The organism is Flavivirga aquimarina (assembly GCF_030540835.1).
In the GTDB taxonomy this organism is placed as follows: Bacteria; Bacteroidota; Bacteroidia; order Flavobacteriales; family Flavobacteriaceae; genus Flavivirga; species Flavivirga aquimarina.
Genome location: NZ_JAUOEK010000184.1, coordinates 310,323 through 328,804 on the forward strand (window position 1 = coordinate 310,323; position 18,482 = coordinate 328,804).

The 18,482-nt window shown below is 31.6% G+C and carries 12 protein-coding genes; 4 read left to right on the forward strand and 8 right to left on the reverse strand.

Going from position 1 to position 18,482, the window contains the following annotated elements; translation table 11 throughout:
- Positions 1 to 25: 25 nt before the first annotated feature.
- Positions 26 to 1,714, reverse strand: coding sequence for a dihydroxy-acid dehydratase (gene ilvD, locus Q4Q35_RS21400; RefSeq protein ID WP_303280105.1), 1,689 nt, complete (start codon positions 1,712 to 1,714; stop codon positions 26 to 28).
- A gap of 643 nt (positions 1,715 to 2,357) precedes the next feature.
- Here ilvD and metK point away from each other — a divergent pair.
- Positions 2,358 to 3,611 carry a methionine adenosyltransferase gene (gene metK / locus Q4Q35_RS21405; RefSeq protein ID WP_303280106.1) on the forward strand — a complete coding sequence of 418 codons (1,254 nt, stop codon included), beginning with the start codon at positions 2,358 to 2,360 and terminating at the stop codon, positions 3,609 to 3,611.
- A 103-nt stretch (positions 3,612 to 3,714) separates the two neighbouring features.
- Here the strand turns inward: metK and Q4Q35_RS21410 are convergent, their stop codons facing one another.
- Entirely contained in the window at positions 3,715 to 5,142 is a 1,428-nt protein-coding gene (locus Q4Q35_RS21410) for a DUF5689 domain-containing protein (RefSeq protein WP_303280107.1), read from the reverse strand.
- Positions 5,143 to 5,151: 9 nt separating this feature from the next.
- Positions 5,152 to 7,965, reverse strand: coding sequence for a carboxypeptidase-like regulatory domain-containing protein (locus Q4Q35_RS21415; protein WP_303280108.1), 2,814 nt, complete (start codon positions 7,963 to 7,965; stop codon positions 5,152 to 5,154).
- A gap of 131 nt (positions 7,966 to 8,096) precedes the next feature.
- On the opposite strand from Q4Q35_RS21415, the gene Q4Q35_RS21420 reads away from it, so the two are divergent.
- Positions 8,097 to 9,146: an endonuclease/exonuclease/phosphatase family protein gene (locus Q4Q35_RS21420; RefSeq protein ID WP_303280109.1), complete on the forward strand. Its 1,050-nt coding sequence runs from the start codon at positions 8,097 to 8,099 to the stop codon at positions 9,144 to 9,146.
- An 85-nt stretch (positions 9,147 to 9,231) separates the two neighbouring features.
- Here Q4Q35_RS21420 and Q4Q35_RS21425 read toward each other — a convergent pair whose 3' ends face one another.
- The 4 genes from Q4Q35_RS21425 to Q4Q35_RS21440 form a co-directional block, all read right to left on the reverse strand.
- Positions 9,232 to 10,773, reverse strand: coding sequence for a glycine--tRNA ligase (locus Q4Q35_RS21425; protein WP_303280110.1), 1,542 nt, complete (start codon positions 10,771 to 10,773; stop codon positions 9,232 to 9,234).
- 152 nt (positions 10,774 to 10,925) lie between these two features.
- On the reverse strand, positions 10,926 to 12,746 hold the full coding sequence (locus Q4Q35_RS21430) for a hypothetical protein (RefSeq protein WP_303280111.1): 1,821 nt from the start codon (positions 12,744 to 12,746) through the stop codon (positions 10,926 to 10,928).
- A complete protein-coding gene (locus tag Q4Q35_RS21435) occupies positions 12,739 to 13,764 on the reverse strand; it encodes a hypothetical protein (protein ID WP_303280112.1) in 1,026 nt (341 codons plus the stop codon). The genes Q4Q35_RS21430 and Q4Q35_RS21435 overlap by 8 nt, the downstream gene beginning before the upstream one ends.
- Before the next feature lie 4 nt (positions 13,765 to 13,768).
- Positions 13,769 to 15,010 carry a hypothetical protein gene (locus Q4Q35_RS21440; protein ID WP_303280113.1) on the reverse strand — a complete coding sequence of 414 codons (1,242 nt, stop codon included), beginning with the start codon at positions 15,008 to 15,010 and terminating at the stop codon, positions 13,769 to 13,771.
- A 272-nt stretch (positions 15,011 to 15,282) separates the two neighbouring features.
- Between Q4Q35_RS21440 and Q4Q35_RS21445 the strand changes: the two genes are divergently transcribed.
- Positions 15,283 to 15,960 (forward strand): ComF family protein, encoded by a 678-nt coding sequence (locus Q4Q35_RS21445; protein WP_303280114.1) that lies wholly within the window; start codon positions 15,283 to 15,285, stop codon positions 15,958 to 15,960.
- A 147-nt stretch (positions 15,961 to 16,107) separates the two neighbouring features.
- Positions 16,108 to 17,715 (forward strand): Ig-like domain-containing protein, encoded by a 1,608-nt coding sequence (locus tag Q4Q35_RS21450; protein ID WP_303280115.1) that lies wholly within the window; start codon positions 16,108 to 16,110, stop codon positions 17,713 to 17,715.
- Here the strand turns inward: Q4Q35_RS21450 and Q4Q35_RS21455 are convergent.
- Positions 17,702 to 18,481: an amidohydrolase gene (locus Q4Q35_RS21455; RefSeq protein WP_303280116.1), complete on the reverse strand. Its 780-nt coding sequence runs from the start codon at positions 18,479 to 18,481 to the stop codon at positions 17,702 to 17,704. The two genes, Q4Q35_RS21450 and Q4Q35_RS21455, sit on opposite strands and share 14 nt — an antisense overlap.
- Position 18,482: the final 1 nt, after the last annotated feature.

The window sequence follows — 18,482 nt, forward strand, 5'->3', positions numbered from 1 at the left end:
CATGCAGAAATGAAAATTGTTTATCTTAAAATGCATCCGTAACACATCCTTTTGATGCTGACGCTACCGATTTCGCATATTTATATAATATCCCTTTCTTATGCTTTAATTCTGGTTGCACCCATTCTGATTTTCTTTTAGCAAGCTCTTCATCAGAAAGCAATACATTAATAGAATTATCTTCTGCACTAATTCTAATTTTATCACCAGTTTTTATTAATCCTATCGTTCCTCCTGTTTGTGCTTCTGGCGTAATATGACCTACAACAAATCCATGTGTTCCTCCAGAAAAACGACCATCGGTAATTAATGCTACTGATTTACCTAAACCAGCTCCCATAATTAAAGACGTAGGCTTTAACATTTCTGGCATTCCAGGACCACCTTTTGGTCCTACATAACGAATGACGACGACATCTCCTCTTTCTACTTCGCCATTAGAAATTCCTGTATTAGCTGCTTGTTCTCCATCATAAACCACTGCTTTTCCTTCAAACAACAAACCTTCTTTTCCAGATATTTTTGCTACGGCACCTTCAGACGCTAAATTCCCATAAAGGATTTGTAAATTTCCAGACGTTTTTAGTGCTTTATCTTTAGGGTAAATAACATCTTGACTGCCTTCTTCAAATTCAAGTGGCTCTACATCTTTTAAATTTTCTGCCAACGTTTTTCCCGTAACGGTTAAACAATCGCCATGTAAATAACCATTATCTAACAAATATTTCATTACTGAAGGTGTTCCTCCAATACTGTGAACATCCTCCATTAGGTATTTTCCACTTGGTTTTAAATCTGCTATTAATGGTGTTTTATCACTAACACGCTGAAAATCCTCTAAAGTAAAATCAATATCTGCTGCATGAGCAATCGCTAAAAAGTGTAATACCGCATTTGTAGAACCTCCTAATGCATTTACTAACGCAATAGCATTTTCAATAGATTTTTTAGTAATGATATCTAATGGTTTTAAATCTAATTCTAGCAAGTTTTTTATCGCTCTGGCATGTCTTTCAGATTCCGATAACTTATTTGGATTTTCTGCAGGGATTGAAGAGTTATAAGGCAAAGCAAAGCCCATACATTCTATTGCAGAAGCCATCGTATTTGCTGTATACATCCCGCCACAAGCTCCGGCTCCGGGAATAGCTCTTTTTATAATTTCTCTATATTCTTCTTCTCCTATTTCACCAGCAACTTTTTGACCTAAAGCTTCAAATGCTGAAACAATATTTAGCTTTCTTCCTTTATAATTACCCGATGCTATTGTTCCACCATACATCATAATTGAAGGACGGTTTAAACGTAGCATTGCTATCACAGCTCCTGGCATATTTTTATCGCAACCTACAACAGAAATTAGTCCGTCATAACTTTGGGCATTCATTACTGTTTCTATAGAATCAGCAATAATATCTCTAGAGGCTAAAGAATAATTCATCCCGGAAGTTCCCATTGAAATCCCATCAGAAACACCAATAGTATTAAATCCTAAACCAACTAATCCAGCTATCTTACACTCAATCTTTACCTCGCCGGCCAAATTGTTTAAATGCATGTTACATGGGTTTCCATCGTACCCTGTACTAGCAATACCAATTTGAGCTTTATTCATATCTTCATCAGTCAAACCAGCTGCATATAACATGGCCTGTGATGCTGGTTGAGATTCATCCTGCGTCAACCTTCTACTATATTTATTGAGTTCTTTCATTTTTATTACAGATAGCTTTGTGCTTTTTTCTTTTTTAATTTAATATTTTAACGATTTAAGAATTCTTTTAAAAATTCTATAATATTCCTAATATAAAATTCGAAATTAATTTATTAGGTTTTTATTCTATGTTATTCTTTAGTTTTTATGGTTAAATTCACAATCGCTCAAAACAATGCAATCAATTGCATACCAATGGTTTAAGTCATTATTTTTATGATGTTCAAAAAATTAAAAAATATGTAATAAAAAAGCCTTCCCGTTAAGGAAGGCTTTTAAATTTTATATTATTTATATATATCGCTTCCTATCGTTGTGAAATAATCACAATGACAATAATAGAAACGGTATTTAATATTTGTTTTTTCATTTATACTTATACAAAGATTTATAAATAAAATGTAATGAGCAATTTATTTATGAAAAAAATAAAAATAAACCCTCATTTCTTTTTATTTTTTTACATTTGCCAACACAAATAATAGAGGAAAGATTTGACTGATTGCAACCTCTTTATGCTGAACTTGTTTCAGTATCTTTTTATGAGATACTGATTTAAAATCAGCATAAATAAAAATGCTAAAGGCAGTGTAAACTTCCTTCGACGCTATCGTCAAATCTTAAAAATAAAATATACTAACTTATGGCTTATTTATTTACTTCGGAAAGTGTTTCTGAAGGACATCCAGACAAAGTAGCAGATCAAATTAGTGATGCACTTATTGATAACTTTTTAGCTTTTGATACAGATTCGAAAGTGGCTTGTGAAACTCTGGTAACAACAGGACAGGTTGTTCTTGCAGGCGAAGTAAAATCTAACACGTATCTAGATGTGCAAAAAATTGCCAGAGACACCATAAATAAGATTGGCTATACCAAAGGTGAATATATGTTTGATGGTAATTCTTGTGGTGTACTTTCTGCAATTCATGAACAATCTGATGATATTAATAGAGGTGTCGACAGAGCCAGTAAAGAACAACAAGGTGCCGGAGACCAAGGTATGATGTTTGGTTATGCAACTAACGAAACTGAAAACTTTATGCCTTTGGCTTTAGATCTATCTCATAGAATCCTCATAGAACTTGCTGAATTAAGAAGGGAAAATAAAGACATTACTTATTTACGTCCCGATTCTAAAAGTCAGGTTACTATTGAATACAGTGATGATAATATTCCGCAACGTATTGATGCTATCGTAGTATCTACGCAACACGACGATTTTGGAGATGACGAGACGATGTTGGCTAAAATTAGAAAAGATATTGTTGAGATTTTAATTCCACGTGTTGTTGCTAAACTACCTGAGCAAATTCAGGTGCTATTTAACAACGACATTAAATACCATATAAACCCAACAGGAAAATTTGTTATTGGAGGACCTCATGGAGATACAGGCCTAACAGGGCGTAAAATTATTGTTGATACTTACGGTGGAAAAGGTGCTCATGGTGGTGGTGCATTTTCGGGCAAAGACCCTAGTAAAGTAGATAGAAGTGCTGCCTATGCGACACGTCATATTGCAAAAAATTTGGTTGCCGCTGGTGTTGCCGATGAAGTTTTAGTACAGGTAAGTTATGCTATTGGTGTTGTAGAACCTATGGGTATTTTTATCGATACTTATGGGACTTGTTCTTTTAATATGACTGATGGCGAGATTGCCGAAAAAGTTTCTGAAATTTTTGATATGCGTCCATTTGCTATTGAAGAACGTTTAAAACTTCGTTCTCCTATGTATAGCGAAACTGCTGCTTACGGACATATGGGCCGTAAAAACGAAACGGTTTCGAAAACATTTAAACAACCTAACGGGGAAATAGCTAAGTTAGATGTGGAATTATTTACTTGGGAAAAACTGGATTACGTTGATAAAGTGAAAGAAGCTTTTGGGTTGTAAATCAAAAGTTTTATAAATATAAATTAAAGACTGCCTAACAGGGCGGTCTTTTTTTTTGGTAAACAGATCCTCTTTACTTTAAATGATAATTTTATTTAAAGATTTAAGGCAAACAATCAACACGAATATCATCCAACTCATAAACACCATCAAAGATTTCCTGTCCGCTTCCCGTATATTTAAAAGCAATATGAATTTTGCCTGTAATACAGGATAAGTCTATATTACCGGAATTAAACCAAGGGACAAAAGAATCGGTGTCTTTTACAATATAAGCTGCAGATAATAAGCTCCATGTTGCAGAAGTAATATGTGCTTCGGTACCATCCCAATCTAAAGAATACAACACTTCTAAATAACTACTGTCTGCTAAACTATTGGAAGTTTTAAAACCTAAGGTCTCTCCTTCTTGATTATCTAAATTAATGGCTGGTGTTATTAACCATCCAATATTACTATCGTCACCAGAACTAGCAGATTTAAATCTGGCAGACCTTCCTAAAGAAGCATTTGTCGATGTTGAAGAATACGCTTCCCAACCTTCACTACCGGCTTCTATAAAGTTAGTCCAACCATTTCCTGATATTAATTTATTGTTTTTTTGCGATTCGAAATCTTCATAAAACAAATTCATGGTTCCAAACGTAGATGCTAATCCACAATCCAGTTCTAAGGGATCGCAACGTTCAATAGAATCAAAAATAATATCGGACGAACTATTGACTATAAGCACATTAAACTGACCTCTATAATCTCTGCTGAAGATACCCCGAATGCTTCCTTTATGCTGTAGTACTTGCAACGATTTAAAATTTGAAAAAGTACTTGTTTGTAATAAAATTGAGGCTCCCGACTCACAGCTTTCTAAAATTCGTAATCCATCGAATTCATCGGTAGATTCACCTGCATAGGTTAGTGCCAAATCAAACTTGTTAAATTGCATGTTATTCAATTGAATGAATGTATTTTCATCGGCTTTAGTTAAATTGATTAATGAACTAACTTTAGGTATTATTGAAGTTACTTCCGGAGTTCTTAAAACAATATTTCGATATTCAAAACCCTGAATTTGTTCTATTTTGGAATCTTCGCCTCTACCAATAGCTAAAACACCATTGGATTCACCAATGGTTAACCCTTTAAGTTTTACATATATTTTTCGCCCAAACTCATAGGTGTCAGACAAATTCCCAACATTAATTTCCAATTTAATACCAAGCCTTGGATCGTTATCCGGATTGCTATCGTCTACTTTATTTTGAATGATAAGCTCTTCAAAGAAATTTCCAGCCAAATCGCTTGATACAACATAGCCTTCTATATATAAATCTTCATCTATAACGGCTATAAGATTTCCATTGTTTACTGCTTGTTCATACCTTTCATAAATGGCTTTAAATGTTGTTAATTGGTTTGTTGGAATTATTGCTGTATGTTCTGCATTATTTGGATTTGGAATACTATAATCTTCATCATTTACACAAGAAAAAAATACCATAACAAAAATTAAAAGTCTGTATATATATTTCATAACACCTTTTTAAAGTTTAACAGATACATTTAGAAAATAGGTAGCACCTCTTCCGTACCAATATTTAGATCCGAAAACAGGTTTATTTAAAGCTTGATCGTCTCTTAATTGTCTGTAGTTAGCATTTCTCCCTTGCTCAAAACCTCCAGTTTTATAAACTGCATCTAAGACATTATTTATACTTGCAAAAAAACCAATATAATACTGGTTAACACGCCACGATTTACCCCCTACAAGGTTTACAACCATATAATCATCAAAGACCTCCTGTTTTAATAATGCCTTAGCAATATCCTCATCATAATCAACAAATGGCAAACCATCGACATCTGTAAAAAAATTATCGGTTCTGGTTAATGGACTACTATCTACATAGATTTTATCAAAAAAATTAGCCGTGACACCAAACCACCAATACTCCGGATCGCGATACTCAAACCCTATAGAATAAGCACGATGCGGCCCTACTGCTAATTTGTAACCTTTAAGTTTAGAGGTTCCTAAATAAACATTTTCAAACCTATCTGAAGACAGATATAAATCTGGATTATTAGCATAAGTAAACTGCCCTACAGAAGTTGCTCCTTTTAATTTAATGGTTGGTGTTATTTGAGCTTCTATTCCTAATTCTACGCCTAAATGGTTCTTATTTATGCCTTGTAAAATTTCTTGAATAAATTCGTTGTCATCGTAACCAGATTGCTGTGTTCCAGATTCTGCAATAACATGTCCTATACCATCTGCAAAGAAAAATGAGATCTCATTAGCATCTTCAAGTTTTGTATAAAACCCAGTAAGTTTTGCTTTTACTTTAGATGATCTGAAAATATAGCTCGCATCTAAAGACATTATTTTCTCTTCGGATATATTAGGAACGATATTGTGATTTGCTCTGGAATTAGAATAACTATTGCGAATGGAAGGTGCTCTTATAATCCAACCTGTATTTACATCTATTAAATGTTTGCCTGTAATTTTATAGATACCTCCTGCTTTAACCCCCAATCCTGTAAAGGGTAATGTCTCTCCTTTTCCAAAGGAATTATCCTGAAACGTTTCGTGCTGAAATAAACCTTCTCTTTGATATTGTGTACTGGTTACACTACCAGAAATAAAAAAATCTACCGTATTATATTTAAATTGGGCTTGCGCATATGCAGAAATAATATTGGCAAACATATTATAATGGTACCCGTAAACATCTCCAACGCCAACAATTGTATTTGGATTTTTTAAATCGAACTGAACTCCATCAAAACTGTCTACATTTAAAAAGCCGGAACCGCCAAGAAGATCTAGAACTTGAGCATAATTTTTAGATTCCAGCTTTTTATAATTTATTGAAGCGTTGAATGTTACATTCTCTTTTAGTTCTGCATTAAACGTTGTATTTATTGCAAATACCTTATCATCCACTCTATCTTCGTATAGCATATACGTTGCAACTTTCCTTAGGGATGTATTAATTAAATTCGCATCGTACATTTGTTGCCAATTTATTTGTCCGTTATTTAAAAACTCTTGCTGTGCACCATAGGCAAACTCTAAATCATTAGGAAAATTCCTTTCAAAATAACTAGGCAATTTTTGGTAATAGGTTGGGCTTGGGTTTAGCCCTCCACTCTCAAAAACCACAGTACCATCTGTGTTCACAATGCTATTAGTACCACCATAAGCCAAACGGCTGTTTCCTAACTTTCCGAATTGATACCCTATATTGGTATTCAATTTTGTTTTACTGTTTATATCCCAGTAATGATTTAGCATAATTACTGGTTCTTCAACTTCTTTAATACGTGAATTACGCTTTTTACTTTCTTGCCAACCCCAATATTCGTTGTACTTTATCCCTTTTAAATTATAAACTTCCTGAGTATTTGGCGACGACTTTCCTCTTCTATTTGGAGCATAAATTCCTGTAAAATTCAGACTATGTTTATTATTAATTATTTTTTCTACAGATGCAAAAAAGGCATTAGAGCTATATAAGGTTGCATCTTGATACCCTTCATTACCCCAACGTCTCCCTATAGATAAAGCATAAGCCCATCCTTTTTTTACAACTCCCGACGCATAAGTTGCCATAAACCTGTTAGAGTAGCTTCTGTTAGAAGATGAATACGTTACCTGCCTTCCAGAACGTATTTGAGAAGCTCTTGTATTAATATTTACAGTTCCTAAAACACCTCCAAAATTATAGTTTGATGGTGTTAACCCTGATGTTAATTCTTTATTTTTAACGACATCATTTAACCCTCCCCAGTTACTCCATTGTGGACGCCCATTATAAATTTTGTTCATTTCGACACCATTAATTAGAACAGAACCATGATCGGAATCTAAACCTCTTAATCTGAAAAACGAAGCGCTAAATTCGAATGCTGCGGTGCGTTGAAAAATATCTAAAGACGACGATAATAATCCAGAGATATTATCAGAACCAATGGTGTCGTCATCTAACTCATCGTCGGAAAGAACAATAGTAAATAAATCTTTAAACTCAGATACGTCAAATTCCAAAGTTATATCGGTAATATTTACTGTTTCATTTTCATTAACTATTATGGGATATCTCTTTGTGATGTAACCTGTTTTAGAAACTCTTAACATCTGCTCTCCCAACGGAATATTTGAAGTGAATATAAATTCACCCAAAATATTTGTATAGGTGGTTTGGTTGGTTTCTTCAATAGTAATAGCGACTTCTTGAATGGGATTGAATGTATGTTCTTCTTTTACACTTCCTTTTATTAAAATTTGTTGTGCTCCTATAGAAAAACAGCAAAATTCTCCTAATAAAAAAGTAAGTAACAGTAGTCTCATTTATTATATTGAAATATTTTACGTATTATTTTACTTACTTTTAATATTATTTTTAAAGATATTTCCTACTCATTATTAATCACAAATATATACTTTTGGACATTACATTACAATACTTTATTAGATATTACATGAAAAAACTCACTTTTTTACTCTTTCTTTTTATGTCTGTTTTGATATTTAATTTGAATGCACAGAAAAGAAAATTCAAAATCCACACCATTGCTTTTTATAACTTAGAAAACCTTTTTGATACGATTAATGATCCTGATAAGTTTGATGAGTTTAGCCCTATTATGGAATTAAAAACAAACCGTGCAGAAATCTATAAAAAGAAGATTCAAAATATGGCTCGGGTAATTGCTAACATTGGATATAAAGTTACCCATAATACACCTGCCATTATTGGAGTATCTGAAATTGAAAATCGAGAGGTATTGGAAGACCTCGTTAACGATTCTTTGCTAAGAGATAAAAATTATGGCATTGTTCATTTTGATTCTCCAGATGCACGAGGTATCGATGTTGGTTTATTATATCAGAAAAAGGTCTTTGCCCCAATATATACTAGTAAACACGAACTTAAAATTTATGATGATGCCAACAGAAAACGTATTTACACCAGAGACCAATTATTGGTAAGTGGTCATTTGGAAGGGGAAATGATTCATATTATTGTTAACCATTGGCCATCTCGACGTGGTGGTGAAGCTAGAAGTAGGTCTAAGCGCGTAGCTGCTGCTAAATTGAATAAGTATTTAATCGATTCACTTCAAGTTATAAATCCCTATGCCAAAATTTTTAGTATGGGCGATTTAAATGACGATCCTACCAATGCAAGTATCAAAACTACTTTAAAAGCTGAAAAAGACAAGAAAAAAGTGGGTTTAAAAGGTCTTTATAATCCTTTTGAATATTTTTATAAAAATGGATTAGGCACTACAGCCTACCGAGATGCCTGGAGTCTCTTCGACCAAATTATAATGACTAAACCTTTACTTGAAAAAAATTATACTTCCTTTAGGTTTTATAAAGCTGGTATCTTTAATGAAAACTATTTAATAAATAAAACAGGCACATATAAAGGATACCCTTTTAGAAGTTTTTCCAACGGACATTTTACAAACGGTTTTAGCGATCACTTTCCTGTTTACCTCTATGTTATAAAAGAAACGAAGTAGTTTGATAGTAATCTAAATAAAAAGCATCTATAGTCTTATATGAGATGCTGAAACAAGTTCAGCATAGTAATTCACTTTAAGCGAATTACATCTTCATTAACCAAGAACGCACATCAACTTCTTGTTTAATGATCTCTCTTAAATCTTCAATTTTAACACGTTGTTGTTCCATGGTATCTCTATGACGAATGGTAACCATGTTGTCTTCTAAAGTATCGTGATCTACGGTGATACAGAATGGTGTTCCATTGGCATCCTGCCTTCTATAACGTCTTCCAACGGCATCTTTTTCATCATAAATTACATTGAAATCCCATTTTAAATCCTCTACAATCTTACGAGCAACATCTGGTAAACCGTCTTTTTTAACCAATGGTAAAATAGCTGCTTTTACTGGTGCTAATACACTTGGCAATTTTAAAACTGTACGTGTTGTTCCATTTTCTAAGGCTTCTTCTTGCAATGAATTAGAAAACACAGCTAAAAACATACGGTCTAAACCTATAGATGTTTCTAAAACATATGGTGTATAACTTGCGTTATCTTCGTGATCAAAATATTGTAATTTCTTTCCTGAATATTCTTCATGAGCCTTTAAATCGAAGTCGGTACGTGAATGAATACCTTCTAATTCTTTAAAACCGAATGGGAATTTAAATTCAATATCGGCAGCAGCATCTGCATAATGTGCTAATTTCTCATGGTCGTGAAAACGGTAGTTCTCTTCTCCCATGCCTAATGACAAGTGCCATTTTAATCGGGTTTCCTTCCAGTGCTCATACCATTTTTGTTGTGTACCTGGTTTTATAAAGAACTGCATTTCCATTTGTTCAAACTCACGCATTCTAAAAATAAACTGTCTTGCTACAATCTCATTTCTAAAAGCTTTTCCTGTTTGTGCAATTCCAAACGGAATCTTCATACGTCCTGTTTTTTGAACATTCAGAAAGTTTACAAAAATCCCTTGTGCTGTTTCTGGACGCAAATATAAATCCATCGCAGAGTCTGCAGAGGCACCTAGTTTGGTACCAAACATCAGGTTAAACTGTTTAACATCTGTCCAGTTTTTACTTCCAGTTAGCGGATCTGCAATTTCAAGTTCTTCGATAAGGGCTTTTACATCGGCCAAATCTTCATTTTCCAAAGATTTTGCCATTCGAGAAAGCGTCGTGTTTATTTTTTCCTGATAGCCTAAAACACGTCCGTTTGTAGACAAAAATTCTTCTTTGTTAAAAGCATCTCCAAAACGTTTGGCCGCCTTGGCTACTTCTTTATCAATTTTAGTTTCAATTTTAGCACAATAGTCCTCGATTAAAACATCGGCACGGTATCTTTTTTTAGAATCTTTATTATCAATTAACGGATCATTGAATGCATCCACATGGCCAGACGCTTTCCATGTGGTTGGGTGCATAAAAATAGCAGCATCTATGCCTACAATATTTTCATGCATTTGCACCATCGCTTTCCACCAGTAATCACGTATGTTTTTCTTTAACTCAGCGCCATTTTGCGCGTAGTCGTAAACTGCACTTAATCCATCATAAATTTCACTGCTTTGAAATACATATCCATACTCCTTCGCATGCGAAATAACCTTCTTAAATTGATCGTCTTGATTTGCCATAGGTGCAAAAATAAAAAAGTGCTTGAAACTGAGGAGGGTGTTTACTAAAAAAATAATATTTAAACGCTTTTTTAGCTATTGATAGTGATATCAATTTAAAATTAGATATCAATAAGTTTGTGGTCTAGTAGAGATCTTAAATTAATTTTTATTTAATTCAGAAATTTAGATTCGTCATAAAAACAATTAATTGTTCCTAATTTATATTTGATAATAGGGCAATCTTCACGATAGGTAATTTTTTTATAAGGGCATGGTTCAACTTTTAATTCCGAAACTGTATAATATTCCAATCTATCTTCAATATAATCAACATTTAAATTATTATCTAACTTGGAGTCAGAATTTAATATAGAATTATTCAAAGAATTTTTACTACCTGTATAAAATAAAGAAATAACAATAATTGATTTTACATTATTAAAAAAATCTTTTTCTCTAAAATTGATTAGTTCCCGTATAGTTCTTCCATCATGAACTACATCTGTAATAATTAATACAGAATTATAGTTATCAGTTTTTGGTAGATTTAATTTTTTTTCATAGTAATTATGTTCATTATACCTATAGGAATATGGTAAAAATGTATAAGGTTTTTTATATTTGACTGAAGCGCGGGTAGAAATAATATTTCCTTCAAGTCCTAAACCAATAATAACATCTATTCTATTATTTAACTTTTTTTTGTCAATAATGTCGGTTATAGATTCCTTGCAAAGCAATAGATCTTCTTTATCTCCTAGTAGTTTTGAAATATCAATCCAATTATGGGCTCTAGATGTTTCACTCCAATGAAAATGACCTGAATGATAAAGATTTTTATTCTGTACAATTTTTATAAGTGACTTACTATAAAAGGATTCTGTTTTATTAACGAAACTAGTGTTTATTTCTTCTACTGAGGATTCAATATCTTCTGTACTTGTAACGCCTTTTGGAACTAATTCTTGATCAATAATGTCTTCTGTTTGAATTTTAAATATGGGAAATATCTCTTCTTCTCTTTCGTAGATTTTAGGATTAACAGGAGCCCAAACTCCTCCTTTAGTTTGATTGATACTATTATTGTCTAAATTTTCAAAGATGGTATTTTTAAAGTATAATTGTTCTTTTTTTTCTACGATTTCATAAGCTTTAAATGTTCCTTTAGGCTTTTTAGAAGTTAATGATCCAGCTTCTGAATAATATGTATTTAGACTATTACCTGAACACCTAGTATGTTCATTTCCAAAAAGTAATAGCTTAAAATTATATTCTGCAAAAAGGTTTATTAAGTCTATTCTATTTTCTTTATTATCCCATTGACCAATTTCTTTATCTTCATATTCAGAAAATAGATTATGATGAAATGCTGCTATCTTTGAATAATCTTTATATTTATTATTAAGAGTCTTAATTTCTTTTTCTAATGGAACTATAGGAATAAAACCTTTGCCTCCCTTGGCTCCAATTCTTGAATTTGAATTAATTGCTATAATTACTAATTTTTGTTTGTCAAATGCCAGAATATCGGTAATTAATTTTTTAGGATTAAAAGCCCTCCCAAAAAAAGAATTATAAAATTTTTTATAAAATTTATACTTTTCATTCAATTCAAATGATTTTTTCTTATTCTCTCTCTCTCTTTTAGCTGCTAGATTAGCATGTATTCTATTTATATCATGGTCTCCAACAACATAGATGGCATTTTCAATTGGAATTTTTAATGAATCCATCAATCCTTTTAAAAAATTTTCTGCTATAGTATATTCCAATTCATCTGATTCGTTTACTAAATCCCCAGTAATAATCAAATAAAATTCATGGTTTGGATATTCATTATTAATTGCTGAATTAATTTTTTTGATATAAGAGGAAATGAAATCATCATTGGAATTAGTTGAAATCCAAAACTGTAAATCACTTTTCTCACCATCAATATTTTCGTAAAGAAAAATATGCAAATCAGATATATGGATTATTACTTTATTCATTGTTTTTTTCGTTTAAAAATTTGTCATCTAAACTCGTAATAATTTGATAGTTTATTGGATTATCTTCTTTTGTTATTTCAAACACTGATTCAACGTCATCATAAACTTTAGAGGTAGGATGTGCAGTCTGTATTCTAACTACAGAAATATTTCCTATATAATTGCCTCCTAAATAGTTAATGAGGTTTTTGGTAATTTTTATCTCGGTACCTAAACAAACAACATCAGAAACTACTAGATAATTTTGTCCTTCTTCAATTTTATTATCTAGATTGCTATATAGCTCATTTATTGGTCCAATCTTGTCTAAAATCAAAATATCAAATCCCAAATAGCTTGACATTATCGATGTAATATATGCACTATTTAAATTTTGGCATACCAATATGGGTCTGTTAGGACTATTTATTAAATTCTTCCAATGTTTTTTTGTTTTAAGAGCTAAATGATATAAAGCAAGAAGAAAAAACTCTTTTTTGTTAGTAATCATTGACTTGACATCAATATATTTATTTAGATAAATAGAAGAGGAATGATGAAAAATTAAACTATTTTCTTTCGTTGAATTCTTAGAGTTCAGTTTTAAATACTCAATAAATTCATTCTTGAAAATATCTGAAATTATCTCATATTCAATTTTGTTTTCTTCTGAGACAAAGAAAGATGTATAGATTCTATCAATTCTAGTATTATTTGTGTTATTGAATATCGAGAGATTCAATTTTTTAATGGTACTTACATTAACATTCAATAAAGTCAATGATTTTGAATTATTTTTGATTTCTTTAATTAACTCGTATAAATTATTTTGACAAATTAAAATATTGTCAAAATCTAAGATGGTATCAAAATCTTTATTTAAATCCCCTTCGCTTAATATCCTTTCTAATGTATCTTTGAACAATGTCTCTTCAAATACTCCTGTTCCAGGCTCATTGATTAGGGCCCAAGAAACAGATTGTTCAGCATGAATAGTAAAGTAAATTTGATTGTTAAATAAAATTCTAGATATCAACATAAAATTAACTGTTTGGGATTTCTAGTTCAATATGCACTCCTTTAAAAGTGACTTTATAGAATCTTACAGAAGAAAACTTAATATCATGCGAATATTGATAAAGTAATTTTTCTCCAAACTTTATAAATTCTAACTTACACTTATCTCTTAATTTAACTAAATCTAATTTATTTGATTTATCATCTTCTAAATCATAAAGGTCTTCACTATATTTATTAATTATTTCCGCACGAAGTATATATAATTTTTCTAATTGGTTTATAAATCTATGAGAAATTATTACTTGAGAATTCATATTATGTATTCTGACAACACCATTAGATTCAATAATTACATTTAAAATCAAATCAAAAAGTCCATATCTTTCTTTTAACAATGAAAAATATAATGCCTCAAAAATAGCTAATAATGATTCTTTTAGTTTATCTGAGATATTGAAATTAAAATTGAAGCTGTCTTTTAATGCATTTATTATTTCAAACTTATTATATAAAAAAGAATTTTCTTTTTCAGCTAAAGAGTTATAAAAACCAATTCCGCAATCAGCAATAGAAAATTTAGTAGAATAAATATTTGAGAACATTAGTGCATATAGATTTGATTTAGAATGTAAAACCCCATTAGTAATTAATTCAGCAAGAATCTCAATATATAAAATTGACTTGTTTCCTATATTTTTGGTTGTCTCAAGAAGTTCATGAAAATGATCCTTGGCTTGATATGCAAAATGTTGGACTAGGTAATCACGTTTTTCTTCATCGGTAAGTATAAGTTCTAACTTTTCTGAAAGATTATGAGTCAAAGAATACTTTCTGATTTTATGTTCTGGGCGGATGGGTTTTTTTTTATAACCCCCAAAATACCTTTTATCAAATATAAAAATACCTTCTCCATTTGGATTCAGATATGATTTCTCATTAATTAAATTTATGAAATCAGAACGTTCAAGAAATGCAAGAACGTCTAAGTTACTCGGTGAATTAATAAAATTAAATTTTACTAATGAATTATAATATTTTTTTAATTGCTCACCGAGGCATGCAATCAAAGGTAATGTCAAGGAGTCTATATAATTTCTTTGTAATATTAAATCATTTCCTGCATCATGAGAAATTATCAGCTCAATTTTTGTATTAGCACCTCTATTTTCCTTTAAAAATATGGCTATTCTTAATAAAAAATTGTTATAAAAATAATAGGAACTGAACTTTCTATTATCTTTTAATAATGGGGTGATATTATTCATAATTGAATCATAAAGCAAGTTTAGATACTAAAATTTCGATTCAAATCGATTAATACTTAAACTTTATAAACTCCCCTAATATAAATGTAATTATTTTATTACAGAAATTATTATGATTTAAATCTATATTAAATTGGGATATATTATTAGTTAACGCTATTCAAGTAACCAGTATATTTAAGATTACTGGCGCGGTAAGATATCCGTCCAGACCAAAGATTTTTAGTTGTTATTTTTTTTATTAAGTTTACAGAACATGTTCTTTTTAATAAATGTTCAAACCACTAATAAACTTATTCTTCCCAAAAGTATGCCACGTATGCCAAAACATATTGAGCGATAACGAAGAAACTATCTGCACCGATTGCCGACATAATCTACCCGTTACTAACTTCCATTTTAATAACGACGACACAGTTCCTAAAGTGCTTTACGGGCGTGCCAAAGTTAAAAATGGTACGGCTCTTTTTCGGTTTGAAAAAAAGGGAATTGTTCAACAACTTATTCACGGATTAAAATATAAAGGTTATGAAAACATTGGTATTTTTCTCGGAAATTGGTTAGGAGGCGAACTAAAAAATATAGATTCCTATAAAACCATTGATGTGGTGATTCCCGTACCGCTGCATAAAAAGAAACTAAAAAAGAGAGGGTATAATCAAGTAGCGAAATTTGGTCAGCAAATTGCAAAAGCTTTAAAAGTAGCTTATAAAGACAATACTCTTTTAAAAGTAACTTCTTCTAAATCGCAAGTTGATAAAAAACGATTGGCTCGTTGGAATAACAGCAATGAATTATTTACGCTTGTTAATTCTGAATCTATAGAAAACAAACACATTTTGTTAGTAGACGATATTATTACGACTGGCGCTACTTTAGAGGCTTGTATAACAACATTGAATCGGGCAAAAAATATAAAAATAAGTATCGCTACCATGGCAATAGCTTAATCTATTAACCGTTATATCTCTAAAATTATGTAGGTTTGTGCAAAATTTTAAATTGGTAATGAAACATCCAACTCTAAACCTTTAAATATATAAAATGAGTATAAATATGTTACATGTGACAATTAAAAAACAATAAAAGACCATCACATGAATAAAACCCTTTCAAATTTTATTTTAATTGTCTTCCTGAGCGCCCTTTTTATTAATTGTGCTAACAGAGGTAGGCCAGAAGGAGGTCCAAAGGATGAAGATCCTCCGGTTATTATTAAATCTATTCCGGAGAATTATTCAACTAATTTCAGCGGCGACGAAATAAAAGTCTATTTTGACGAATATGTTAAAATAAAAGACTTACAAAAGCAGCTTATTATTTCGCCTCCTATGAAAACACAACCGGATGTTACACCATTAGGTGGTGCGAGCAAGTATATTACTATTAAAATTTACGATACTTTACAACCTAATACCACTTATGCCTTTAACTTCGGGAATAGTATTACCGATAATAATGAAGGAAATCCATATCCGTACTACAGGTATGTATTTTCTACCGGCGATTATATAGATTCTCTTAAAGTAAAAGGTAATATTGTAGATGCTTTAAAAACGCAACCGGAAACGTTTATTTCGGTAGCTTTATTCGAAGTCGATTCTACTTTTAACGACTCCATTGTTTATAAAGAAACGCCTAGATATATTACCAACACGCTAGATAGTCTTACTACATTTTCTATTGAAAACATTAAAGCCGGGAAGTATATGCTTATGGCTTTAAAAGATAATAATGGCGACAATAAGTTTCAACAAAAAACAGATCAGATCGCATTTTATAAAGACTTTATTGAAGTGCCTACAGATTCGCTTTTCACTTTAAAATTATTTTCTGAAGTACTAGATTTTAATGCCACCAGACCGCGACTAATATCTGGCGAAAAAATCGCTTTTGGATATGAAGGTGATTACAAAGATATGGTTATTGATATCCTTTCTGAAACACCTCCTGAGTTTGAATACCGCATAACTAAAGATAAAACCACAGACAGTCTTAACTATTGGTATAAACCACGTCTTGAGATAGACTCACTTCTTTTTAAAGTAACGCATCCTACTTTAGAAAAAGACTTTACAGTAAGAATTAGTGAGCAAAAAAGAGACTCCTTAAGGATTGATGTATCTCCATCTGGAAATATTCGTTATGATGAGCCCGTTAAAATTATAGGTAATACACCTTTTGTAAACATAGATACTTCTAAAATCACATTGATGGACAAAGATTCTACTCAAATAGATTTTACTACAGAATTTGATACCATTACCAATACGTATGCCTTTAATTTTAAAAAGAAAGAAGATGATGCTTATAAAATGCAAATACTTCCAGAAGCTTTTATAGATTTTTTCGATAATACTAACGATACTTTAAATTATTCTTTTAGTACAAAAAAAGCATCTGATTATGGTGATGTTCGTTTCACATGCGTAAATGTTGAATATCCTATTATTATTCAATTAACCGACAAAAAAGGCGATGTACAATTTGAACAATTTGTTGAAGATTCCGAGCCTGTAGATTTTTTTAATTTAAACCCCAGCACCTATTACATTCGCGTTATACACGACACTAATGGTAACGGAAAATATGACCCTGGAAGTTATCTTAAAAAAAGACAACCGGAACGTGTTAGCCATTTTAAGGAAATAGAAATTAGAGCAGGTTGGAGTGAGTTTGAGAGGCTTCAATTTACTTCAAAGTAAATATATCTCTATCGTCTAAAAACTTTAGCTTATTTCTATAAGCCTGAATATGTCTTTTTTCTAAAGTGACTATTTGGGTTTGCTCTTTACCTGGTTCAATAGAAGTGATGCTATTTCCCAAAACATCATATGCTGCCGAATGTCCAGAGTATTCACTGTTAACGCCATCAATCCCTACACGATTTACACCAATACAATAACTCATATTTTCAATGGCACGCGCTTTTAATAAGGCATCCCAGGCAGACACTCTTGGCTTAGGCCAGTTGGCAACATATAGTAAAACATCGTAATCTTCTGTATTTCGTGCCCAAACCGGAAAACGCAAATCGTAGCAGATTAACGGATAAATTTTCCAGCCTTTATAATCAACCAGTAACTTTTTGGCACCTGCTGTATAAACTTTATCTTCTCCTACTAAGGTAAATGTATGTCGCTTATCGTAATATTGAATAGCTCCCGATGGTTCTACGAAAAGCAATCGGTTGTAATAGTTGTTTTCTTCTAAAATAACAAGACTTCCAACCATAGCGGCATTTTTACTTGAAGCCATTAATTGCATCCATGCTACCGTATTACCTTCCATGGTTTCTGCAACGTCTTTTGCGTGCATGGTAAAACCGGTTGTAAACATTTCTGGAAGTATAATCAAGTCTACTGCTTCTGAAATGTTTTCTATTTTTTTAGAAAAATTCTCAAGGTTCTGTTTGGGGTTTTCCCAAACCAAATCAGATTGAATTAATGCTATTTTAAGATCGTCTTTCATC